Origin of the sequence: Streptomyces sp. NPDC047981 (assembly GCF_040653315.1) — a bacterium.
GTDB lineage: Bacteria > Actinomycetota > Actinomycetes > Streptomycetales > Streptomycetaceae > Streptomyces.
Genome location: NZ_JBEZNQ010000018.1, coordinates 43,802 through 64,898, shown reverse-complemented (window position 1 = coordinate 64,898; position 21,097 = coordinate 43,802). Strand labels below are relative to the sequence as shown.

Here is a 21,097-nt window from a genome sequence, read left to right as displayed (position 1 = left end):
GCCGGTGGTCACTTGTGGTTGGTCACTCGCGGTTGGTCACTCGCGGTTGGTCACTTGCGGTTGGTCACTTGCGGTTGTAGAGCCGCATGGTGATCGCACCGAAGACCACCACCAGCGCCGCCGACCACCCCAGCGACCAGGCGATGTCCGCCGCCGGCCAGTTCCCGGCCATCAATTCCCGTACCGCCGTCGCCAGATGCGTCACCGGGCTGTTGTTCACGAAGGCCTGCAGCCAGCCGGGCATCGTCTTCGGGTCGACGAAGACGTTGGACAGGAACGTCAGCGGGAAGATCACCATCATGCTGACGCCCATGACCGACTTCTCGCTGCGCAGCAGCAGCCCGAACATGGTCCAGATCCACGAGAACGCGAACGAGAAGACCACCAGCAGCGCGACCCCGAGCAGCACGCCGACCACTCCGCCCTCCGGGCGGTAGCCGATGATCATGCCGACCGAGAGCATCACCGCCGAGGCGATCAGATAGCGCACCACGTCGCCGAGGAGATAGCCGACCATCGGCGCGGGGCGCCAGATCGGCAGCGTACGGAACCGGTCGAAGACGCCCTTCTCGATGTCCGTGTTGACCGAGACACCCGTGTACATCGTGATCATGACGACGCTCATCACGAGGATGCCCGGCAGCAGGAACTGGATGTACGCCGAGGCCGAACCGGCCAGCGCGCCCCCGAAGAGGTACGTGTACATCAGCACCATCATGATCGGGAACGCCGTCACGTCGAACAACTGCTCCGGCACGTGCTTGATCTTCAGCATGGCCCGCCAGCCGAAGGTCAGCGACGCCGAGAGCGCGCTCGGGCGCGGCGGGCGGGTCTGCCCGACGAGCAGCGCCGCGAGCTCGTCCGCCTTCGGGGCGACGAAGTCGAGGGTGTCGGTGCCTTGCGGGTCCTTGCCGGTGGTGACGGTGGTCATGCCGCCGTTCCTTTCCTGTCCGTCAGCGCCAGGAACACCTCGTCGAGGCTGGGCTGGCCGAGCCCGAAGTTGTCGACCGTGATGCCCGCCCGCGCCAGCTCCGACAGCGCCCGGGCGGCCTGCTCCGCGGCGCCCAGGTCCGTGCCGTGGCCGTTGACGGTGGCGGTGAGCGCGACCGGGTCCTGATCGAGCTGCACGGTGGCCTTCAGCGCCTCCCTGAGGACCCGCTCGGCCTCCGGGCGCTGCTCGGGGTCCCGGAGCCGTACGTGCACCGAGCCCGAGCCCACGGACGCCTTCAGCTCGCCCTTCGTGCCCTCCGCGATCACCTTGCCGTGGTCGATGACGGCGATCCGGGAGGCCAGCTGGTCGGCCTCGTCCAGGTACTGGGTGGTGAGCAGGACCGTGGTGCCCTGGGCGACCACCGCCCGGACGATGTCCCAGACCTGGTTGCGCGAGCGCGGGTCGAGGCCGGTCGTCGGCTCGTCGAGGAAGAGCAGGTCGGGGGTGTTCAGGATGGACGCGGCGATGTCGATCCGGCGCCGCATGCCGCCCGAGTAGTTCTTGATCTGCTTGTCCGCCGCCTCCGCGAGCCCGAAGGCCTCGAGGAGCTGCGCCGAGCGCTCGCGGGCGGCCGGACGCGTGTGGCCGAGGAGCCTGCCGAGCAGGACGAGGTTCTCGGTGCCGGTCAGGTCCTCGTCCACGGAGGCGTACTGGCCGGTGAGGCTGACGCGCCCGCGCACGGTGTCGGCGTCCCTCACGACGTCGTTGCCGAAGACCCGGGCCCGGCCGCCGTCGGGGCGCAGCAGGGTCGCGAGCATCTTGACGGCCGTGGTCTTGCCGGCGCCGTTGGGGCCGAGGACGCCGTAGACCGTCCCTGCCGGTACGCGGAGGTCGATGCCGTCGACGGCACGGTTCGTGCCGAAGACCTTGACCAGGCCCTCCGTCTCGATGGCGAGGTCGGTCATGCGCTGTCCTCCCGCTGCCGGATACGGGTCCCCTTGCCGGGTGCGGGCCCGCTCCGACCAGTCTCCGACGGTTGCCCACGGGATGCCAGGGGGAACGCGTGTACGCGGAGGGGGACCGGGCGGCCGGAGCACCGTCCGGGACGGCATCGGCGCCGGTCGGGCGGCGGGGAGGAGCGCCGCCTCCGCCGCGCGGGGGAGCCGGTCGGGCCGTCGGGCCGACGCCCTGGATGGCACCCGCACGCCACGCTGACGCCCATGACGCTCTCACCGACGACGCCGACGGCGCCGACGCCGACTCCGACTCCGACTCCGACTCCGAGGAAGCCTCTGACGGAGCTCCTGAGGAAGCCGCTGAGGATCGACGCGCTGCCGGACGTGCCCCGCTGGGCCGCCGTCGCCGCCCATGCCGTGCCGCTGCTCGTCCTGCCCTCCGGGATCTGGCGGATCGCCCTGAGCCTGAGGCTGCCGGTCGCCACCGTCGACGCCCCCACGCTCGGGCAGGACGTCTTCCAGATCGTGCTGACCGTCGTCGCCGAGCTGCTGGCCTTCCTGACGCTCGGCCTGGTCCGCTCCTGGGGCGAGGTCTACCCGCGCCGCCTGCCGCTGCTCGGCGGGCGGCCGGTGTCCCGGCGCGGCGCGACCGCCGCCGCACTGGGCGGGGCGGCCGGGCTCTTCGCCCTGACGGGCTGGTACACCTACGTGGCGGTCTCGGGGATCGCGCGGGACGTGGAGGGCATCCACGTGGCGGACGGGTTCCAGGAGGTCCTTTTCCTCGTCTGCTACCTGCCGTTGGCGGCCTGGGCCCCGCTGCTCGCCGCCGTGGCGGTGGCGTACTCCCGCAGGCGCTCCTGCCGCCGGACCCGCGTCCAGGGCTCGGTCCAGGGCTCGGTCTAGGGCTCGTGCGTGTAGAGGAGGTAGAAGGCGGTGACGAGGGTGCCCGCCGCCACGATCAGGCCGAGGATCACCCCGGACAGGATGCTCGCGCCGGACAGGCTGAACAGGAAGCCGATCGCGCAGCCGGCGACCACCGCCCAGGCCGCCGCGTGCAGTTCGCGGGGCAGGACGTGGCCCCACTGCCGCACCGCGTACACCGCCCCCGCGAGGACGAGGCCCGAGACCACGCCGAGCAGGACCTGGCCCCAGGTGATGACGCCCCCGGAGCGCTGGATGGCGGCGGCGTAGATGCCGTAGGCGAGGCCCAGCGTCACGGGCAGGACCAGGCCGTGGGTGCTCAGCTGCCGTCGCGTCGGTACCGCTGCGTGTGCGGCCATGGCAGGCGCTCCTTCGCTCTCGCCCCCTCACCCTCAAGGGCACACCCGGAGCGCCCGCCCGCGCAACCGGGCGGCTCAGCCCGCGGGCCGTACCGCGACCGCGTCGATCTCGAAGAGCATCCCGGGCAGCGCCAGGGCGGCGACGCCGCTCAGCGTCTGCGCGGGCAGCCGCTCGCCGAACGCGCCGTGCAGCGCCTGGCCGAGCACCTCCAGCTTGGCGAGGTCGTGATCGACGATGTACGACCCGAGGCGCACGACGTGCTCGAAGCCGAGCCCGGCTCCTTCGAGGGCGAGCCGGAGGTTGGTGAAGGCCAGCTCGACCTGGGCGGCGAAGTCCCCGGGGACGGGCGCGCCGGTCCGGTCGGAGGCGTACTGGCCGCCGATGAAGACGAGTTCGCCGGGGGCGGAGACGGCGTGGCTGTAGCCGAAGGGCGACGGGTCGTGGAGGGTCGCGGGGTTGGTGATGGTGCGCCGGTCGGTGGGCGTGGAGTCGGTCGTGGCGGTCGTCGTGGCGTGGGTGGTGTCGGTGGTGGTGTCGGTGCTCATCGGGAGGGCTTCCTTCCGGAGAGTACGGCCGTCAGGCAGGCGGCCAGGGTGAGCGCGGCGCCCGTGGCGAGCACCGCGGTGAACGTGGTCGCGTCGGTGATCAGCCCGCCGAGGAGGGCGCCGAGCGCGATGGAGAGGCAGAAGACGCTGACCTGCAGGGCCGTCGCGGTCTCCAGGTCCTCGGGCGCGGCGACGGCCATGAGCCAGGACTGCAGCCCGACGGAGACCCCGCCGTACGCGAGCCCCCACAGGATCAGCAGCGCCGCACCCGCCGGGGGCGTACCGCCCGCGAGGGCGAGGGCCAGGAGCGCGACGGTCAGTCCCGCGCCGAGGGCGGCGAGGGTGCGGGCGGGGGATCGGGCGGCCCGGGGCCCGGCGAGGAAGTTCCCCGCGACGCCCGCGATCCCGTAGCCGAGCAGGAGCGGCCCGAGGAACCGCTCGGGCACGTGGGCGTGTTCGGCGAGGACGGGCCGCACGAAGGAGTACGCGAGGAAGTGGCCGGTCACGAGGAGGAGGGTGAGCAGGAGGCCGACGCGCACAGGCACATGGCGGCGCGGCAGGTCGAGCAGCCCGGGGATCCGCACCCACCGGCGGCCCGCGAACCGCACAGCCTCGCGCCCCGCGACCCGCACCCCCTCGCGGCCGGCGCTCCGTAGCCCTCGGCGCCCGGGGATCCGCACCCCCTCGCGCCCCGCGATCCGTCCGCCGGAGCGCCGCGCGGCGGGCGCTCCCGGGAGGGCGGGCAGGAGCGCCGCCAGTGCCCCCGTCGCCAGCAACGCCACCACCCCCGTCCCGGCGAACGCCCCTCGCCAGCCGGTCCATTCCGCCGCTGCCGTGGCCGCCGGTACGCCGAGCACGGAAGCGGCCGAGACCCCGCCGAAGATGACGGCGGTGGCCCGGCCCACCCCGGCGGCCGGGACGAGCCGGGGCGCGAGGCCGCCCGCGAGGGCCCAGAAGCCGCCGATGGCGACCCCGAGCAGGGCCCGGGCGCCGAGGACGACCGCGAAGTGCCCGGCCAGGGCGGTCCCGAGGTTCGCGGCGGCGACCAGGGCCATCAGCAGGACCAGGACGGTCCGCCGGTCGTATCCGGCCGCGCGCAGCGCGATCAGCGGGGCCGACACGGCGGCCACCAGGCCCGGCACGGTCACCATCAGGCCCGCCGTGCCGGGGGAGACCCCGAGGTCGGCCGCGACCGGGGTGAGCAGCCCGACCGGGAGCAACTCGGCCGTCATGACGGTGAAGATCCCGAGCGTGACCGCCCCGACCCGCAGCGGCCCCGAGCCGGTGCGGCGGTCGCCGCCCTTTTTAATCTGGACATCTAACATCCAGAATCACCCCCTGAAGAAAGGGCCGACACCCCACGCGTCGGCTCGAATCCGTACCGAACGACGGCTCAGACGTTCGCGAACCAGCGGCGGATACGGTCCGGGGCCGCCGGCGCCTGACGTTCCGCCTGCTCCCGTACGCCGTCCAGCGTCCGGGCGGCCAGCTCCCGGCGCCAGGCCAGCTCCGCCGCCCCCATCGCACCCGCGATCGCGCACTCGGCGGCGTATCCGTCCGCGGGGCCCGCGCCCGGACCCTGCTGCCGGATCTCGCTGCAGCGGAAGGCCTCCTCCGTGCCCTCGATCGCCGCGACGACGTCCATCAGGGTGATCCGGTCCAGCGGTCGCGCCAGCCGGAAGCCCCCCTTGGGGCCGGAGGTGGAGCTGAGGATCCCGGCCCGGGAGAGCGCCTGGAGCTGCTTGTTGAGGTAGGCCGCGGGCAGCTCGTGGTACGCGGCGAGCCGCGCCGCCGTCACCGCCCGCTCCGGCCCGATCCAGGCCAGGTTGAGGCAGCTGTGCATCGCCCACTCGACGCCTTCGTTCATCCTCATATTCTGGATACTAGACGTCCAGGATTAGCGAGGCAACCCCGTTCCGTCCGGACCCCGTTCCGCCAGCTCCGCGAGGCGCGCGAGCGCCCGCTCCAGGACCGGCAGCGGCGGCGAGGCAAGCCCCACGCGGACCGCGTCCGCCGCGCCCCGCGCGAGCCCGCGCCCCGGTACGGGCCGGCCGCCGCCTCCCGCGCCCCGCCCGTCGACCGCGAAGGACGGGCCCGGGGTCTGCGCGATGCCCCGCTCGGCCGCCGCGGCCACGAAGGTCTCCGCGCGCCACGGCGCCGGCAGCTCCCACCAGCAGTAGTACGCGTGCGGGGACGTACGGATCCGGTACCCGCCCACGTGCCGCGCCATCAGCGCGTGCCGGGCCGCCGCGTCCGCGCGCTTCGCCGCCACGAGCGCGTCGACCGTGCCGTCCGCCGCCCACCGGGTCGCCGCCGCGAGCGCGAGCCCGCCCGCCGTCCACGCCCCCGAGCGCAGCGCCCGCGCGAGCTCCTGCACCATGGGGGCGTCCGGCGCGACCAGGTGGCCGACGGTGAGGCCGGGCGCGAGGCGCTTGGAGAGGCTGTCCACGAGCACCACCCGCTCCGGGGCGTGCGCCGCGAGCGGCGCGGGGGCGTCCGGGACGAGGAAGGCCCAGGTGGTGTCCTCGATCGCGGTGAGCCCCGACTCCCGCAGCACGTCAGCCAGTTCGGCCCTGCGTCCCGGACTCGCCGTCAGGGACAGCGGGTTGTGCAGGGTCGGCTGGACGTACACGGCGGCGAGCGGGCCCGCGCGGTGGGCCGCCGCCAGCGCGTCGGGACGCATCCCCTCCCCGTCGAGCCCGATCGGCACGAGCCGCACCCCGAGCCGCTCCGCCACCGTCTTGACCAGCGGATATGTCAGCGCCTCGATACCGAGCGCGCCGCCGGGAGGGACGAGCGCGGAGAGCGCCGCCGCGATGGCCTGGCGGCCGTTGCCCGCGAAGAGCACCCGGTCGGGGTCCGGCGCCCAGCCCGGCCGCGCGAGGACCCGCGCGGCGGCGGACCGTGCCTCCGCCGTGCCGGTGGCCGCCGCCGGGAGGCTGGTCTGCTCGCCCAGCACGTCGGCGCGGGCGAGCGCCGCGAGCGCCCGCGCCATCAGCTCCGACTGCCCCTCCGCCACCGGGTAGTTGAGCTGGAGGTCGACGGGCGCGTCGCCGGCCGGCTCGGCGAGCGCGAGCCCGGCGCCCGGCGGCGGGGGAGCCGCCCGTACGAACGTCCCGCGCCCCACCTCACCGACGACCAGGCCGCGCCGCGCCAGCTCGCCGTACACCCGGATCGCCGTGGAGTTGGCGATCCGGTGGCGCCGCGCGAGCACCCGCTGCGGGGGCAGCCGGTCCCCCGGACGCAGCCGCCCGTCCGCGATCCGCCGCGCGAACAGATCGGCGATCCGCCGGTACTCCTCCATCGCCCGCCCTCCTCCACCAGCGCCTCATTGCACCGAGAGCAAAGGATCCCATTGCACCGAGCAGAAGCCGCTGCCTAGCCTTCCGAGCATGCCTTCCGCAGAGATCGACGGAATCACCATCGGCTACGAGGACCAGGGCACGGGCCCCGCGCTCGTGCTGGTCCACGGCCACCCCTTCGACCGCTCGATGTGGCGGCCCCAGATCGAGCGCTTCTCGGCCACCCACCGGGTCGTCGCCCCCGACCTGCGCGGCTACGGCGCCACCACCGTCGTCCCCGGCACCACCCCGCTCTCCGTCTTCGCGGGCGACCTCGCCGCGCTCCTCGACCGCCTGGGCGTCGAGGAGTTCGTCCTCGGCGGGCTCTCCATGGGCGGCCAGATCGTCATGGAGTGCTACCGCCTGTTCCCCGGCCGGATCCGCGGTCTGGTCCTCGCCGACACCTTCCCCGCGGCCGAGACCGCGGAGGGCCGGGCCGGGCGCCGCGCCATGGCCGAGCGGCTGGTCCGCGAGGGCATGCGGGGGTACGCCGACGAGGTCCTGGACCGGATGGTCGCGCCGTACAACACGCACGCCGCGCCCCACGTGCGCCGGATGATGCTCGGCACCAATCCGGAGGGCGCGGCGGCCGCGCTGCGCGGGCGGGCCGAGCGTCCCGACTACCGCGCGCTGCTCACCACCGTCTCCGTACCGGCCCTGATCGTGGTCGGCCGGGACGACGCGTTCACGCCGGTCGCGGACGCGGAGGCGATGCACGCGGCGCTGCCGCACTCCACGCTCGTGGTCGTCGAGCGGGCGGCGCACATGCCGAATCTGGAGCGGCCGGAGGAGTTCGACGCGGCACTCGCCGGGTTCCTCGACACCCTCTGAGCGGGGGCCGGTCGAGGGGTGCGCTCCCCCCGACCGGCCCTCACCCTTTCGCCCCCATTGGTCCGTTCGGTGGCGAATCACCCGAAATCGCCGCACCATGAGCCCATGAGCCAGAACACCGCACCTCCCCGCAGACAGAGCACCGACACCGGCTCCGGCTGGGCATCCGGCGGGACCCTCTTCGCCGGCGTCCTGATGGTGGTCATCGGCATCCTGGACGTGCTCCAGGGCATCGCCGCGATCGCCGAGGACGACGTCTACACCCGCGTCGGCGACTACGTGTTCAAGTGGGACCTGACGAGCTGGGGCTGGATCCATCTGATCCTCGGCATCGTCGTCGCACTCGCGGGCTTCGGAATCCTCAAGGGCACCGGGTGGGGCAGGGTCGCCGGCATCACCCTGGCGTCCCTCAACGTCATCGCCCAGTTCCTCTTCCTGCCGTACCACCCCTGGTGGGCACTGTTCTCCATGGCCATCTCGATCTTCGTGATCTGGGCCCTGGCCACGGACGACACCTACGGCAAGGACACGGTGTGAGGCGCACTCGGCGCGCTCGCACCGGCACCCGCGTCCTCACCGCCGCCTCCGCCGCCGCCCTCCTCGCCCTCGTCGGGGTGACCGGCTGCACCGAGGAGGCCCAGCAGAAGGCGGGCGACATCGTCTCCTCGGCGACCTCGGCCGCGGCCTCCGCCGCCCAGGAGAAGATGAACGAGGTCAAGGACGGGGTGAACGCCACCGAGGAGGTGAAGGCGGGTCCGACGAAGGTGGACGGCGACCGGACCACCGCCGAGATCACCGCCACGAACCCGCAGGACAAGAGCGCCGACTACACCGTCATGGTCAACTTCCGCGACAGCGGCGGGAACCTGCTCGACGCCGTCGTCCTGAACATCGACGGGGTCGAGGCGGGGAAGTCCAAGTCCGGTACGGCGCGCAGCAACCGCACCCTGTCGGGCGAGACGAAGGCCGAGGTCGCCCAGGCGCTGCGACACTGACGGAGTGGAGCAACTCCTGGCAGCCCAGCCGTCCTCCGTGCCCGACCCCGCCCCGCAGGCCTCCCGGCCCAGGCACCGCGCAGCAGCCGCCTGGGCCGCCGGTCTGCTCGTGGCCGTGCCGTCCCTGGTCACCGGCTGCCGGCTGCTCGACACCGACGCCCTGACCCCCGTACCGCAGCTGCTGTCCTTCCTGCCCTGGCTCACCCTCCCGGCGGCGCTCGCCGCCCTGCTCGCCCTGGTGGCCCGCCGTCGCCTCCTGGCCGGCTGGTCGGCCCTCGTCCTGCTCACCACGGCCTGGTTCACGCTCCCGTACGGCCCGGACACCACGACCGCCCGCGGGCCCGTCGTGGAACGGCTGCGGGTGCTCGCCGCGAACGTCGAGTTCGGCGAGGCGACGGACGCCCTCGTCACGGCGGCGCGGCGGGAGCGGCCCGCACTCCTGTACGTCTCCGAGTGCGACCCCGCGTGCGCGCGCGCCCTCACCGGCGCCCTGTCGGCGAACCTCCCGCACCGGGCCGTCGTCGACGGCGAGGGCTCGACCGGCTCGGTGATCCTCAGCGCGTACCCGCTGACCGCCCGGCCCCCGATCCCGGCCGCGATGGGCATGCCGGGCGCCGCCGCCCGGATCGGCGGCCGGGACGTCGAGCTGCGGCTCGCGCACCCGCTGCCGCCGATCCCCCGCCAGGTCGACGCCTGGCGGACCGAGCTGGGGCGGGTGGCCGACGCCGCGGGCGCCGCGCACCGCGCGGGCGGCCCGGTGCTCCTCGCCGGCGACTTCAACGCCTCCCAGGACCACGCCGCCTTCCGGGCCGTCCTCGACACGGGCCGGCTGCACGACGCGGCCCGGCTCGCGGGCGCCGCCAGGACCCCGACCTGGCCGCGCGAGCTGGCCCTGCCGCCGTACGTGCAGATCGACCACGTGCTGGTCAGCGACGACTTCCGGGTGCGCCAGGTCCGCTTCCTGGAGCTGACCGGCTCGGACCACCGGGCCGTCCTGACCGATCTCGACCTGCACGCGGGCCGCTGATCGGCCACGCTGGACTGTATGGAGCACATGCACGACGACCAGCAGATCCTGGCGAACATCGGCGGCCTCGTCGAGGAGGAACGGGCGCTGCGGCAGCGGACGGGCGGCCTGCTCCCCGAGGAGCTGACCCGGCTCGCCGAGCTGGAGGTGCAACTGGACCAGTGCTGGGACCTGTTGCGCCAGCGCCGCGCGAAGAGCGAGTTCGGGGAGGACCCGGACACGGCCGCCGTCCGCCCGGCGGCGGAGGTGGAGGGCTACCGCAACTGACCGGCCCCCGCCGACCCCGTACCGTACGGGAACGAAGCAGCCCAACGCAGGTGAAACCGCCTGACTACGGGCGGACCCCCACAAGCCGCGTACCGTGACCCCATGGCACGCCCCGGACGCCTCACCCCTCCGACCTGGCTCACCGCAGGGCTGCGCCCCGCACCCGCGCCGATCCCCTGGGCCGCCGTCGCCCGTGCCTCCATCGCCCTGTCGGCGCCGCTCGCCGTGGGCTTCGCCACCGACCAGCCCGTCTACGGCGCCCTGGTCTCCATGGGCGCCCTCTCCGGGGTCATCGGCGACACCGCCGACGCGTACCGGATGCGCTTCCACAACATCGCCGTCCCCCAGCTCTTCGGCGCCCTCGGCGTCACCCTCGGCAGCCTCGTGTACGGCGACGGCTGGCCGGCCGTCATCGTCCTCACGCTCATCGCGCTCGTCTCCGGGATGATCTCCTCGATCGGCGCGGTCGCCTCCGCGTCCGGGCTGCTCCTGCTCCTCAACGCGGTCGTCGGCGCCGGGCTCCCGATGCCCGACCCCTGGTGGAAGCCGCCGCTCCTGCTGACCCTCGGCGGCGCCGTCGTCCTCGCCCTGACCCTGCTCGGCTGGCCGCTGCGCGGCCTCGTCCCCGAGCGGACCGCCGTCGCCGGCACCTACCGGGCCGTCGCCGACGTCCTCGAAGCCGCCGGCACGCCACCCGCCTACGAGGAGCGGCGGCAGGCCGTCACCGCCTCGCTCAACCAGGCGTACGACCTCGTCCTCGCCCGCCGCGCCCGCGAGCACGGCCGCGCGCCGATCCTGGTCCGGCTGCTCGCCCAGCTCAACGCCGTCATCCCGCTCGTGGAGGCCGCCCCGGCCGCGCACATCGCCGCCCTCCGCTTCCACCGCCCCCTGCCGCCCGCGATCCCCGCCGCCGTCCGCGACCTCGCCGACGCCGTCGAGGAAGGCCGCACCGGCACCCCCGCCCTGGACCTCCCCCGGCCGGGCAGGCCCGCCGAGAAGGCCGTCGACCACGCCCTGCGGCACGCGGCGACCGTCGTCCACAGCGCCGAGCCGAACCCGTACAACGTGGACGACCGGCTCGGCCGCCCCGCCGCCCTGCGGGTCCGGGCCCGCCGGGTCGCCCGGGGCGTGCTGTTCTCCGAGGCCTCCTGGCGGTACGGCCTCAGGCTCGCGCTCTGCATCGGCCTCGCGCAGGCGCTGGTCTCGCTCATCGACGTACCCCGCTCGTACTGGGTCGCCCTCACCGTCACCTTCGTCATGAAGCCCGACTTCGGCTCGGTCTTCTCCCGGGCCGTGCTGCGCGCCTTCGGCACCGCCGTCGGCCTCGTCACCGCCGCGCTCGTGCTCGCCGAGGTGCCGCGCGGCTGGTGGGACGTGCCGGTGATGGTCGTGCTCGCCGGGCTGATCCCGGCCTTCTCCGCGAAGGGGTACGCCTTCCAGACGGCGGCGATCACCCCCGTGATCCTGCTGCTCTCCGACCTCATCAACCGGCAGGGCTTCGACCTGGTCCTGCCGCGGCTCTACGACTCCCTCATCGGCTGCGGGATCGCCCTGGTCGCCGGCTATCTGCTCTGGCCCGAGTCCTGGCACAGCCGCATCGGCGACCGGCTCGCCGACTCCGTCGCCGACACCGCCGCGTACGTGGCGCGGGCGTTCTGCGCGCCCGAGGAGGAGGACCCGGGCGCCCGCGTGCGCGCCCGGCGGAAGCTGTACCGCGATCTGTCCTCCGTACGCTCCGAGTTCCAGCGCGCCCTGACCGAACCGCCGCCGACCGGCACCGTCGCCTCCGCGTGGTGGCCGCTGGTCGTCGCCGTGGAGCGGATCGTCGACGCCACGACCGCCGCCCGGGTCCGCGTGAACCACGGCGCGCCGCCGCCCGACCCGGCGGAAGTGGAAGCCGTGGAGCAGCAGTTGCGGGAGCTCGCGGACGGGCTGCGGGGCACGGACGTCCTGGTGGAGGTACGGGCCGAGCTGACCGGCGACGAGGAGGGCGTGCTCGCCCCGCTGCGCCAGGAGGTCCGCGCCGCCCGGGCGATCGCCACGCCCCGCGCGACGGCGGTGAAGGACTGAAACCGGAAGGCCGGGCCGCGGTGGACCGACGGCACTCTCCCCTTCCAAGATCCGCTCAAACACCCCGCCGGGGGCGCACGGATGGACTTACCGGCGGTCACTGAACGGAACCCTCCATGCCGCCGTTACCGGAATCCCCCGGGGCGACTACGATGCGCTCGATTCACCTTGATCCGTGCGCGGTCCGGGGAAGAACTCACCCGGCGAGCACGGTCACTTCGTCCTGCACCGCTCCCGTGCCCCCCAAGGACATCCGCCATGCGCAGCACTACCGGCAGAGGGCTCCAGCCCAATGTCCTCGGGACCTTCGACACCGTCGTCATGGCCGTCGCCGGCAGTGCGCCCGCCTACTCCCTGGCCGCCACCACGGCCGTGCTCTTCGGCGCGGTCGGGCTCGCGGGCCCCGCGGCCCTGCTGTACTGCGCGATACCGATGCTCGGCATCGTCCTCGCCTACGCGCGCCTCGGGCGGATCGACGTCAACGCGGGCGCCGGCTACTCCTGGGTGGGGCGCACCCTCCACCCCTTCCTCGGTTTCCTCTCCGGCTGGGCCCTCGTCGTCTCCGCGACCGTGTTCATGGTCGCCGGTTCGCTGCCCGCCGGCGCCCTCACGCTCTCCCTCATCGACCCCTCCCTCGCCGACAACACCCCGCTCGCCGCCGTCGTCGGAGCCGGCTGGTTCCTGATGATGCTGCTCGTCGTCCTGGGCGGCGCCCGGCTCACCGTACGGGCCCAACTCCTCATGTCGGGCGTCGAGATGCTCATCCTCGTCGCGTTCATCCTGGCCGCCCTGCTGCACCGGGGGCACGCGACCGCCTTCGACTGGTCCTGGTTCGGCTTCGGCCACTTCGACGGCCCGGCGGGCTTCGCCTCCGGCGCGCTGATCGCCGCCTTCTACTACTGGGGCTGGGACGTCACCAGCAACCTCAGCGAGGAGACCCGCGACAGCCGCCGCACGGCCGGGTTCGCCGCGCTCGTCGGCGTCGGCGTCGTCTTCCTGCTCTTCGAGGCGTTCACCGTCGCGGTCAACGTGCTCCTGACCTCCGACCAGATCGAGCAGGGCGGCGCGAACGTCCTCGCCGTCCTCGGCCAGGAGATCTGGCCGGGCGTCGGCGGGAAACTCCTGGTCGCGGCGGTGCTCCTGTCCACGGTCGCCACCCTGGAGACCACCCTGATCCAGGTGACCCGCTCGCTCTTCGCGATGGGCCGCGACCACACGATGCCGGCCGCGCTCGGCACCGTGCACCGCCGCTGGAACACCCCGTGGGTCGCCATCGCCGCCGTCGGCTGCGCCGCGCTGCTGATGTTCTGCGCGGCGGCGGCCGCCGGTTCGATGAGCCGGATCCTGCGCGACGCGGTCTCCGCGATCGGCCTCCTGATCGCGTTCTACTACGCCCTCGCGGGCCTCGCCGCCGTCGTCGCGTACCGCAAGATGCTGCTGACGTCCGTCCGGAACTTCCTGGTCGGCGGCGTCTGGCCGCTCCTCGGCTCGGTGTTCATGCTGTGGGCCTTCGTCGAGTCCCTCGGCGAACTGTCCACGACGGCCCGGGTGGTGGGCCTCGGCGGCCTGCTCGTGGGCCTCGTCCCGATGATCGTGTACTGGCGCCGGGGCAGCGCGTACTACCGGCCGGCGCGGCTCGACGCGGCGCGCGCCCTGGCGGCGGCCGAACCGTTCGCACCGAGCACGCCGCGGGCGCGCAGGGCGGACGAGTCGCTCTCGACGGACTTCTGACGATGGCCGCACTCCGCCGCTCGGCGCGCTCGGGACGCTCGCCGCGCTTCACGCCCGTCTTCGACCCGGACTTCGGCGACCGGGCGCTCACCGTGGCACGGAACGACATCGTGATCGGCCGCTGGCAGGGCGTCCGGGACCTGCTGCGGGAGACCGGCGAGGACTGGGCGCGCCGGACGCACCGGATACGGCTCCTCGCGCACGCGGCCGCGGGCAGCTCGGCGGTGGAGTCCTGGCGGGCGGCCGAGCCGGACAGCCCGGACGCGGCGGTGCTGCGGGCCGCGACCGAGGTGGTACGGATCTTCGACACGGCCATCGCGGCGGGCCGGGGCACGGTCGTGGACCGGGGCCGGGTCGACGCGACCGTCGACGCCTGCCTGCGGGCGACGGAGGCGGCACCGGCGGACCCGATGCCGTGGGTCTCGCTGCTCTCGGTGGCCCGGCTGTACGAGGGCGGGGTGACCCGCAGGCAACTGCGCCAGTGGTTCGACGAGCTGCGCCACCGGGACCCGTACAACACCGAGGGGCACGCCCAGGTGATGCGGTACCTGTCGGCGCGCTGGCACGGCACGCACGGGGCCATGTACGACTTCGCGCGGGACGCGGCGGGCGTGGCGCCGCCCGGTTCGCCGCTGCCGATCCTGGTACAGGTGGCGCGCGTGGAGGAGTACCGCTACATCGCGGACGGGGCGCTCGGCCGGGGCCCGGTGCGCGGGTTCGACCAGCACTGGAAGCACGAGCTGGCCGTGGACGAGCTGCGCCGCACCCACCAGCGCTGGATCGGCGGCCGGGAGCCGGGCGGTCCGGTCGCCCCCGAGGAGGTGCCGGACCTCAACTACCTGGCGCACGCCGCCTGCTACGCCGGCCAGGTCGAGGTGGCGCGCGAGGTGCTCACCATGCTCGGGACCCGGGCGGCGTGGGTGCCGTGGGCGTACACGGGCGAACCGGAGGAGCAGTTCGTCCGCTTCCGCGAGGGCCTGGGGCTCGGCCCGGTGTGAGGGGCGGGGCCCCCACACCGGGCTTCGAGCGGCTCAGACGCCGATGTCGCGGCCGTCCTTGCGCCAGACGGAGACGACGGACGGACGGACGATCTTGCCGGGTCCGTCGGGCCACTCCGACTTCGGGTTCTCGACGGACGCGCCGTCGAGCTCGCCCGGGTGCTGGACGGCGATGACCACGCGGCGGTCCTGGATGATCGGACCGCAGGTCTCGGCGCCCTTCGGGACGGTCAGGAACTGCTTGAGCTCACCGCGCCGCTCGCCCTGCGTGGCCACACCGAACAGGCCGTCGTGCGAGCCGAGCTGGGCACCGTCGGTGGAGATCCACAGGTTGCCGTGCGGGTCGAAGGCGACGTTGTCCGGGCAGGAGATCGGGGAGACCTTGTCCTTCGGGTACCCGGCGAAGTACGTGGCCGGGTCGTTCGGGTCGCCGGCGACGAGGAAGAGGCGCCAGGCGAAGCCGTCGGAGGTCGGGTCGTCCCAGTTCTCGGCGAGCTCCAGGATCTGGCCGTGCTTGTTCAGGTTGCGCGGGTTGGCCTCGTCGGCCGGGGCGTAACCGGTCTTGCCGCGGTTGGTGTTGTTGGTGAGCGCGACGTAGACGCGGCCCGTGCGCGGGCTCGGCTCGACGTCCTCGGGGCGGTCCATCTTCGTCGCGCCGACCTTGTCACCGGCGAGGCGGGTGAAGACGTACACCTCCTCGGCGGTCATGCCCTCGACGTGCGAGACGTTGCCGGTGGCCAGCGGGATCCACACGCCGGAACCGTCGAACTCGCCGTCGGACGGGTGCTTGCCGGTGCCGTCGATCTGCGCCGCCGGGCTGTCGCCGGTCAGCTTGGCGACGTAGAGGGTGCCCTCGTCGAGCAGGGTGAGGTTGTGCGCGCGGGCGGCCCGCGAGTTGCCCTTCATCATCCGCTTCGACGAGACGAACTTGTAGAAGTAGTCGAAGCGCTCGTCGTCGCCCATGTAGACGACCGGACGGCCGTCCGCGGTGAGACGGGGCTGCGCGGCCTCGTGCTTGAAGCGGCCGAGCGCGGTGCGCTTCTTCGGCGTCGACTCGGGGTCGTACGGGTCGAGCTCGACGACCCAGCCCTGGCGGTGGACCTCGTTGGGCTCCTGCTTGAGGTCGAAGCGCTTGTCGAACCGCTCCCACTTGCGCTCGGAGGCACCGGTGCCGACGCCGTAGCGCTTGTCGGTGGCGGAGGAGCCGTTGGCGAAGTACTGGTTGAAGTTCTCCTCGCCGTGCAGCGTCGTGCCCCACGGGGTGGTGCCACCGGCGCAGTTGTTGAGCGTGCCGAGGACCTTGCGGCCGGTCGGGTCGGCGGAGGTCTTCACGAGCGCGGAGCCGGCGGCCGGGCCGGTCAGCTCGAACGCGCTGGTGGTGTGGAGACGGCGGTTGAGCGAGTGCCGCGTGACGGGCGTGAGCTTGCCCGAGCGGCGCTCCTCCTGGACCACGACGACGGAGAGACCGTGGGCGGCCCAGGCGATCTCGACCTGCTCGCGGGTCGGGTTCTCGGCGTCGTAGCCCTTGAACATCAGGATTTCGTCGGTGTACTCGTGGTTGGCGACCAGGAGCTGGCGGCCGTGCTCACCGTGGAGCGGGAGCAGGCTCAGGAAGTCGTTGTTGTAGCCGAACTGACCGGCCTGCGCGGCGGCGGTCTGCTTGTCGGCGTCGAAGGCCGGCGCACCGCGGAGGATGGGCTCGCCCCAGCGGATGACCACGTTCTGCTCGTAGCCGGTGGGGACGGTGACCTTGTCGGCCGTGTTGGGCGCGACGGGCGTGAAGCGCAGACCGCGGGCGCCGTCGACACGGTGGAAGCCCTTGGCGGCGGCGGAGGCGGCGTCGCTCTCGGGGGCGGCGGCGACGGCCGGCGAGCTGCCGGAGCCGACGACGGCGCTGCCGGCCGCGGCGGCGACGGTCACGACGGCGGCGGTGCGCATCATGGAACGGCGGGAGAGGACGCCGGCTATGACGTCGCCGACGTACTCGTTGTCGCTGGTGTTGGGCACCTCGTGGAAGCAGGCGTCACCACAGCGGAACCGGCAGGTGAGGGCGGAACGGCCGCCTCCGTGCGGGTTGGTGCTCAGCAGCGGCAGCAGTTTGCGCACTTGGTCCTCCTCCGGCGCAATACTGCGCCGCCCCTTGGTCCCGACATGGTGTCGGGAATTGGTCCGGCGGTGACGTTATGTGTACACATCTGCACGGGGGAGGCGGGGAAGTGAACGGTGCATGAATGGGCAGGAACGGAGGTTCGTTCGGAGGTCGTTCACGGGCGTGGCGCGAGCCGTACGGCGGCCGGGGAGGGTCGATTATGGGCCACCGAAGGCGACACACCCGGGGCCGCTAACCTTACGTGTCCGCCCTGGCCAGGGATGATTCCTCCCAGTACGGACATTCACCGCACTCAACTCATGCGAAAGGCCTCGCCCATGGGCATTCGGAGCTTGCTGCGCAAGGTGTTCGGACGCGATCGTGCGGAACAGCACGCTGATTCCCCGGCAACCTCCGTCCCGCCCCAGGCGGCCCCGGCCGCGGAGGAGGAGACGGCCCCGGCGACGGTGACCGCGTCGGCCGCCGCGTCGGGCGCCGCGTCGGCCATCGGGTCGACCGCCGGGTCGGCCGAGGCGAAGGCCACCACGGAGGCGGCGACGGCCTCGGCGACGTCGACGACCGCGGAGGCGTCGGCGCCCGCGGTGCCTTCGGCGGCCCCGAGGAAGGACGCGGCCCAGCGCGCGGCGGACGACCTGGTGGCGGCCGCCTTCGACAACCCGAAGGTCCCGGCGGCACGGACGGCGAGCCCGTCGAGCCCGGCGGCGCAGGAGACTGCGGCTGCGGAGACGGAGCCGGCCGTCGAGGCCGAGTCTGCACCGGAGCCGGTCGCGGAGACCGAGGCGGCGGAGCCGGTCGCGGAGACCGTGGCGGCGGAGCCGGTCGCGGAGACCGTGGCGGCGGAGCCGGTCGCGGAGGCCGTGGCGGCCGACGAGGCCGAGGCTGCACCGGAGCCGGTCGCGGAGACCGTGGCGGCCGACGAGGCCGAGGTCGCCAAGGCGGACGAGGTCGTCGTCGCAGAGGTGGAGCAGTCCGAGCCGGTCGAGGTGACTGAGGCCGTCACCGAGCCGACGGAGGCGGAGGCGGAGACGCCCGCGGTGGAGTCCGAGGTCGAGGCGGCGCCTGAGGCCACGACGGAGGCCGAGGTCGAGGCGGTCGCCGCCGAGGCGGAGGAGCCCGAGGCTGCCCCCGCCGTCACCGAGCCCGAGGCGGCCGAGGTCGCCGCCGAGGCCGACGAGCAGGAAGCCGCCGCCCCGGCGGAGGCGGAGCCGGTCGCCGCGGAGGCGGACGACGCGGAGCCGGAAGCGGCCGTCGTCGCCAAGGAGCCCGAGCCGGTCACCGCCCCCGAGCCGGAGCTGGAGCTGGAGGCAGTCACCGCCACCGAGCCCGAGCCGGAGGCAGTCACCGCCCCTGCCCCGGAGCCCGAGCCCGAGGCAGTCGTCACGGAGGCCGAGCCCGCCGCAGCTCCCGCCGCCCCCGAGCCCGAGCCCGAGGCCGAAGCAGTCACCGTCCCCGCCCCCGAGCCGGTCACCGCCACCACCCCCGCCACCGACCCCGCCCCCGCCGGGATCGTCGCGGCCGAGGCGCCGCAGCTGCTCGACGCGTACGCCGCCGCGGGTGACGTGCTCAAGGAGCGCGGGCTGGTCAAGACGCAGGCGGCCGTGTACCTCGTGGTCGACCGGTCGGGATCGATGCGCGGGTACTTCAAGGACGGGTCCGTCCAGCGCCTGGCCGAGCAGACGGTCGCGCTGGCCGCCCACCTCACCGAGGACGCCACGGTCACCGCCGTCTTCTTCTCCACGGACATCGACGGCACCGCCGAACTCCGCCCGGCCGGCATCGACGGCCGCATCGACGAGATCAACGCGGGCCTCGGCCGCCTCGGCCGTACGAACTACCACCGCGCCGTCGAAGAGGTCCTCGCCCACCACGAGAAGGCCGACCCCACCCGCCCCGCACTCGTCGTCTTCCAGACGGACGGCGCGCCCGAGTCCAAGACGGCCGCCACCCAGGCGCTCGCCGAGGCCGCCGAGCGCCCGATCCACTGGCAGTTCGTGGCGTGGGGCGAGGAGGACAACAAGGCCTTCGACTACGTCCGTAAGCTCACCGCCCCCCGTACCGGCCACTTCCTCGCCGGCGCGACCCCCTCCGAGACCGCCCACGCCGACTTCTACCGCGGGCTGCTCTCCACCTGGGAGGCCTGACCGGAAGCGACTGGGGGCCTGGTGGCGACGGAGACGGGCAACGTCACCGTCACCACCAGGCCCCCGCCGTCTCCCTCCCCCCGGGCGACCGCGCTGACGGTCCCCCCATGCGCGGCCGCGATCGAGCGGACGATCGACAGGCCGAGCCCGGCCCCCGGCCCCATCCGGTCACGGCCCTCGCCCCGCCGGAAGGGCTCGAAGAGCCCCGGTACGTCCACCGGGTCGACGACGGGTCCCGTGTTCACGACGGTCACGACACCCCCGTCCACAGACACCTCCACCGATCCGCCCGGCACGTTGTGGGCGACGGCGTTGGCGACGAGGTTCCGTACGAGCTGCCCGAGCAGCACACGGCTCCCGAGCACGACACATCCGGCACCACCTCGGGCACCGCGACCCGCGTGCTCGTCGCCCGCACCCTCCACCGGAACCCCGTACGCCTCGCACTCCTCCTCGACGACATCCCTCAGCTCGACACGCTCCCGCCCCTCAAGCCCGCGCTCGCTCCTCGCGAGCACCAGGAGCCCCTCGATGAGGCGCTCGCTGCGCCGGTTGCTGTCGAGGAGCACCTGCTTGACCTCGTTCGCGTCGTCGAGGCCGATCTGGATCGCGGCGCGCTGTGTGGCGAGCGGGGTCCGCAGCTCGTGGGAGGCGTTCGCGATGAACCGCCGCTGGCTGTCGAAGGCGGCCTCCAGCCGGCCCAGCAGCGCGTCGATCGTGTCTCCGAGCTCCTTCAGCTCGTCGTCGGGCCCGCTCGCGGCGATCCTCTCGTGCAGGTTCCGCTCCGAGAGGCGTCGCGCACGCGCGGTCATCTCGTGGACCGGCCGCAGCACGCGCCCGGCCGTCCACCACCCGACCGCGACGGCGCAGAACGCCATGACGGCGAGGGCCAGGCACGACCACATGAGCATCTGCTCGCCCGCGGCCCGGCTGACGTCGTCGCTGAGCCGGTAGGCGGTGACGGTCTCGAACGGCGCGACCACCCGTACCCGCGCGGCGATGGCGTCCGCCTCACCCTCCGTACCGGCGCGGGAGAGCAGGTTCACGACGGTGAGCAGGCATCCGCCGAGCACGACGAAGACACCCCCGTACACGAGGGCGATCCGGGTCCGGATGGTGGACCCCGCTTCGAGGACTCCCGTCACAGCGCGTACCCCACTCCCTGCACGGTCCTGATAAGCGCCGGCTCGCCGAGCTTGGCGCGCAGCTTGCTCATGCAGACCCGTACCGCGCCGGTGAACGGGTCGGTGTGGGCGTCCCAGGCCCGCTCCAGGAGCTCCTCGGCGGAGACGGTCGCCCCGTCCGCCTCCAGCAGGATCTGGAGCACGGAGAACTCCTTCGGGGACAGATCGAGGACGCGCCCGTCCCGGGTCACGCCCCGCCGTACGGTGTCCATCGCCACGCCCGCCCGCTCAAGGCGCGGCGGCACGGGCCGGGCGCTGCGGCGCCGCAGGGCGCGCACGCGGGAGACGAGCTCGGGGAACTCGAAGGGCTTGCCGAGGTAGTCGTCGGCACCGAGATCGAGCCCTTCGATCCGCTCCTCGGTGGAAGCGGAAGCGGTGAGCATCAGAATCCGGGTCCGGGCGGAGCGGGCGACGAGCGCGCGGGCGACGTCGTCGCCGTGGACGCGGGGCAGGTCGCGGTCGAGGACGACGACGTCGTAGTCGTGCAGGCCCAGGTAGGCGAGGGCGGCGTCGCCGCTGTAGACGGTGTCGACGGCGAAGCCGGCCCGCCGCAGACCGGTGGCGAGGAGCTCCGCGAGGACCTCCTCGTCCTCGGCGACAAGTACGCGCATGATCTCTTCCTCGCTGCTGACGGCCACGTCCCGTTCTACGCCGGCCAACGTTTCGCAAAGCTCTCCGAGCTCCCACAC

20 protein-coding genes are annotated in these 21,097 nt (G+C 73.7%); 10 read left to right on the top strand and 10 right to left on the bottom strand.

Annotation, left to right across the window (positions count from 1 at the left end; genetic code table 11):
• Positions 1–64 precede the first annotated feature (64 nt).
• Positions 65–931: an ABC transporter permease gene (locus AB0E14_RS13595; RefSeq protein ID WP_362415866.1), complete on the bottom strand. Its 867-nt coding sequence runs from the start codon at positions 929–931 to the stop codon at positions 65–67.
• On the bottom strand, positions 928–1,896 hold the full coding sequence (locus AB0E14_RS13590) for an ATP-binding cassette domain-containing protein (RefSeq protein WP_362415864.1): 969 nt from the start codon (positions 1,894–1,896) through the stop codon (positions 928–930). The genes AB0E14_RS13595 and AB0E14_RS13590 overlap by 4 nt, the downstream gene beginning before the upstream one ends.
• Positions 1,897–2,151: 255 nt before the next feature.
• On the opposite strand from AB0E14_RS13590, the gene AB0E14_RS13585 reads away from it, so the two are divergent.
• Positions 2,152–2,790 carry a hypothetical protein gene (locus AB0E14_RS13585; RefSeq protein ID WP_362415862.1) on the top strand — a complete coding sequence of 213 codons (639 nt, stop codon included), beginning with the start codon at positions 2,152–2,154 and terminating at the stop codon, positions 2,788–2,790.
• Here the strand turns inward: AB0E14_RS13585 and AB0E14_RS13580 are convergent.
• From AB0E14_RS13580 to AB0E14_RS13560, 5 genes are all read right to left on the bottom strand, one after another.
• Positions 2,787–3,167, bottom strand: a complete 381-nt coding sequence (locus tag AB0E14_RS13580) for a hypothetical protein (protein WP_362415860.1) — start codon at positions 3,165–3,167, stop codon at positions 2,787–2,789. The genes AB0E14_RS13585 and AB0E14_RS13580 overlap by 4 nt on opposite strands.
• A gap of 75 nt (positions 3,168–3,242) precedes the next feature.
• Positions 3,243–3,713 (bottom strand): RidA family protein, encoded by a 471-nt coding sequence (locus AB0E14_RS13575; RefSeq protein WP_362415858.1) that lies wholly within the window; start codon positions 3,711–3,713, stop codon positions 3,243–3,245.
• A complete protein-coding gene (locus AB0E14_RS13570) occupies positions 3,710–5,038 on the bottom strand; it encodes an MFS transporter (RefSeq protein ID WP_362415856.1) in 1,329 nt (442 codons plus the stop codon). The genes AB0E14_RS13575 and AB0E14_RS13570 overlap by 4 nt, the downstream gene beginning before the upstream one ends.
• Before the next feature lie 68 nt (positions 5,039–5,106).
• The gene (locus tag AB0E14_RS13565) at positions 5,107–5,580 is read right to left on the bottom strand and encodes an Rrf2 family transcriptional regulator (protein WP_362415985.1); all 474 of its coding nucleotides are present in this window, start codon (positions 5,578–5,580) and stop codon (positions 5,107–5,109) included.
• 30 nt (positions 5,581–5,610) lie between these two features.
• A complete protein-coding gene (locus AB0E14_RS13560; protein WP_362415854.1) occupies positions 5,611–7,017 on the bottom strand; it encodes a PLP-dependent aminotransferase family protein in 1,407 nt (468 codons plus the stop codon).
• Positions 7,018–7,105: 88 nt separating this feature from the next.
• On the opposite strand from AB0E14_RS13560, the gene AB0E14_RS13555 reads away from it, so the two are divergent.
• From AB0E14_RS13555 to AB0E14_RS13520, 8 genes are all read left to right on the top strand, one after another.
• Entirely contained in the window at positions 7,106–7,885 is a 780-nt protein-coding gene (locus AB0E14_RS13555) for an alpha/beta hydrolase (RefSeq protein WP_362415852.1), read from the top strand.
• 105 nt (positions 7,886–7,990) lie between these two features.
• Positions 7,991–8,422 carry a hypothetical protein gene (locus AB0E14_RS13550; RefSeq protein WP_362415850.1) on the top strand — a complete coding sequence of 144 codons (432 nt, stop codon included), beginning with the start codon at positions 7,991–7,993 and terminating at the stop codon, positions 8,420–8,422.
• A complete protein-coding gene (locus AB0E14_RS13545) occupies positions 8,419–8,880 on the top strand; it encodes a hypothetical protein (protein ID WP_362415848.1) in 462 nt (153 codons plus the stop codon). The genes AB0E14_RS13550 and AB0E14_RS13545 overlap by 4 nt, the downstream gene beginning before the upstream one ends.
• 4 nt (positions 8,881–8,884) lie before the next feature.
• Positions 8,885–9,907 carry an endonuclease/exonuclease/phosphatase family protein gene (locus AB0E14_RS13540; protein ID WP_362415846.1) on the top strand — a complete coding sequence of 341 codons (1,023 nt, stop codon included), beginning with the start codon at positions 8,885–8,887 and terminating at the stop codon, positions 9,905–9,907.
• Positions 9,908–9,934: 27 nt separating this feature from the next.
• On the top strand, positions 9,935–10,174 hold the full coding sequence (locus tag AB0E14_RS13535) for a DUF2630 family protein (RefSeq protein ID WP_362415983.1): 240 nt from the start codon (positions 9,935–9,937) through the stop codon (positions 10,172–10,174).
• A 102-nt stretch (positions 10,175–10,276) separates the two neighbouring features.
• The gene (locus AB0E14_RS13530) at positions 10,277–12,244 is read left to right on the top strand and encodes an FUSC family protein (protein WP_362415844.1); all 1,968 of its coding nucleotides are present in this window, start codon (positions 10,277–10,279) and stop codon (positions 12,242–12,244) included.
• 258 nt (positions 12,245–12,502) lie between these two features.
• On the top strand, positions 12,503–13,975 hold the full coding sequence (locus AB0E14_RS13525) for an APC family permease (protein WP_362415842.1): 1,473 nt from the start codon (positions 12,503–12,505) through the stop codon (positions 13,973–13,975).
• Positions 13,976–13,977: 2 nt separating this feature from the next.
• Positions 13,978–14,973 carry a hypothetical protein gene (locus AB0E14_RS13520; RefSeq protein WP_362415840.1) on the top strand — a complete coding sequence of 332 codons (996 nt, stop codon included), beginning with the start codon at positions 13,978–13,980 and terminating at the stop codon, positions 14,971–14,973.
• A 33-nt stretch (positions 14,974–15,006) separates the two neighbouring features.
• Here AB0E14_RS13520 and AB0E14_RS13515 read toward each other — a convergent pair whose 3' ends face one another.
• Positions 15,007–17,079, bottom strand: coding sequence for a PhoX family protein (locus AB0E14_RS13515; protein WP_362415838.1), 2,073 nt, complete (start codon positions 17,077–17,079; stop codon positions 15,007–15,009).
• A gap of 321 nt (positions 17,080–17,400) precedes the next feature.
• On the opposite strand from AB0E14_RS13515, the gene AB0E14_RS13510 reads away from it, so the two are divergent.
• Positions 17,401–19,224, top strand: coding sequence for a VWA domain-containing protein (locus AB0E14_RS13510; protein ID WP_362415836.1), 1,824 nt, complete (start codon positions 17,401–17,403; stop codon positions 19,222–19,224).
• Here the strand turns inward: AB0E14_RS13510 and AB0E14_RS13505 are convergent.
• Positions 19,191–20,369 (bottom strand): HAMP domain-containing sensor histidine kinase, encoded by a 1,179-nt coding sequence (locus tag AB0E14_RS13505; protein WP_362415834.1) that lies wholly within the window; start codon positions 20,367–20,369, stop codon positions 19,191–19,193. The genes AB0E14_RS13510 and AB0E14_RS13505 overlap by 34 nt on opposite strands.
• The gene (locus AB0E14_RS13500) at positions 20,366–21,019 is read right to left on the bottom strand and encodes a response regulator transcription factor (protein WP_362415832.1); all 654 of its coding nucleotides are present in this window, start codon (positions 21,017–21,019) and stop codon (positions 20,366–20,368) included. The genes AB0E14_RS13505 and AB0E14_RS13500 overlap by 4 nt, the downstream gene beginning before the upstream one ends.
• Between the last annotated feature and the right edge of the window lie 78 nt (positions 21,020–21,097).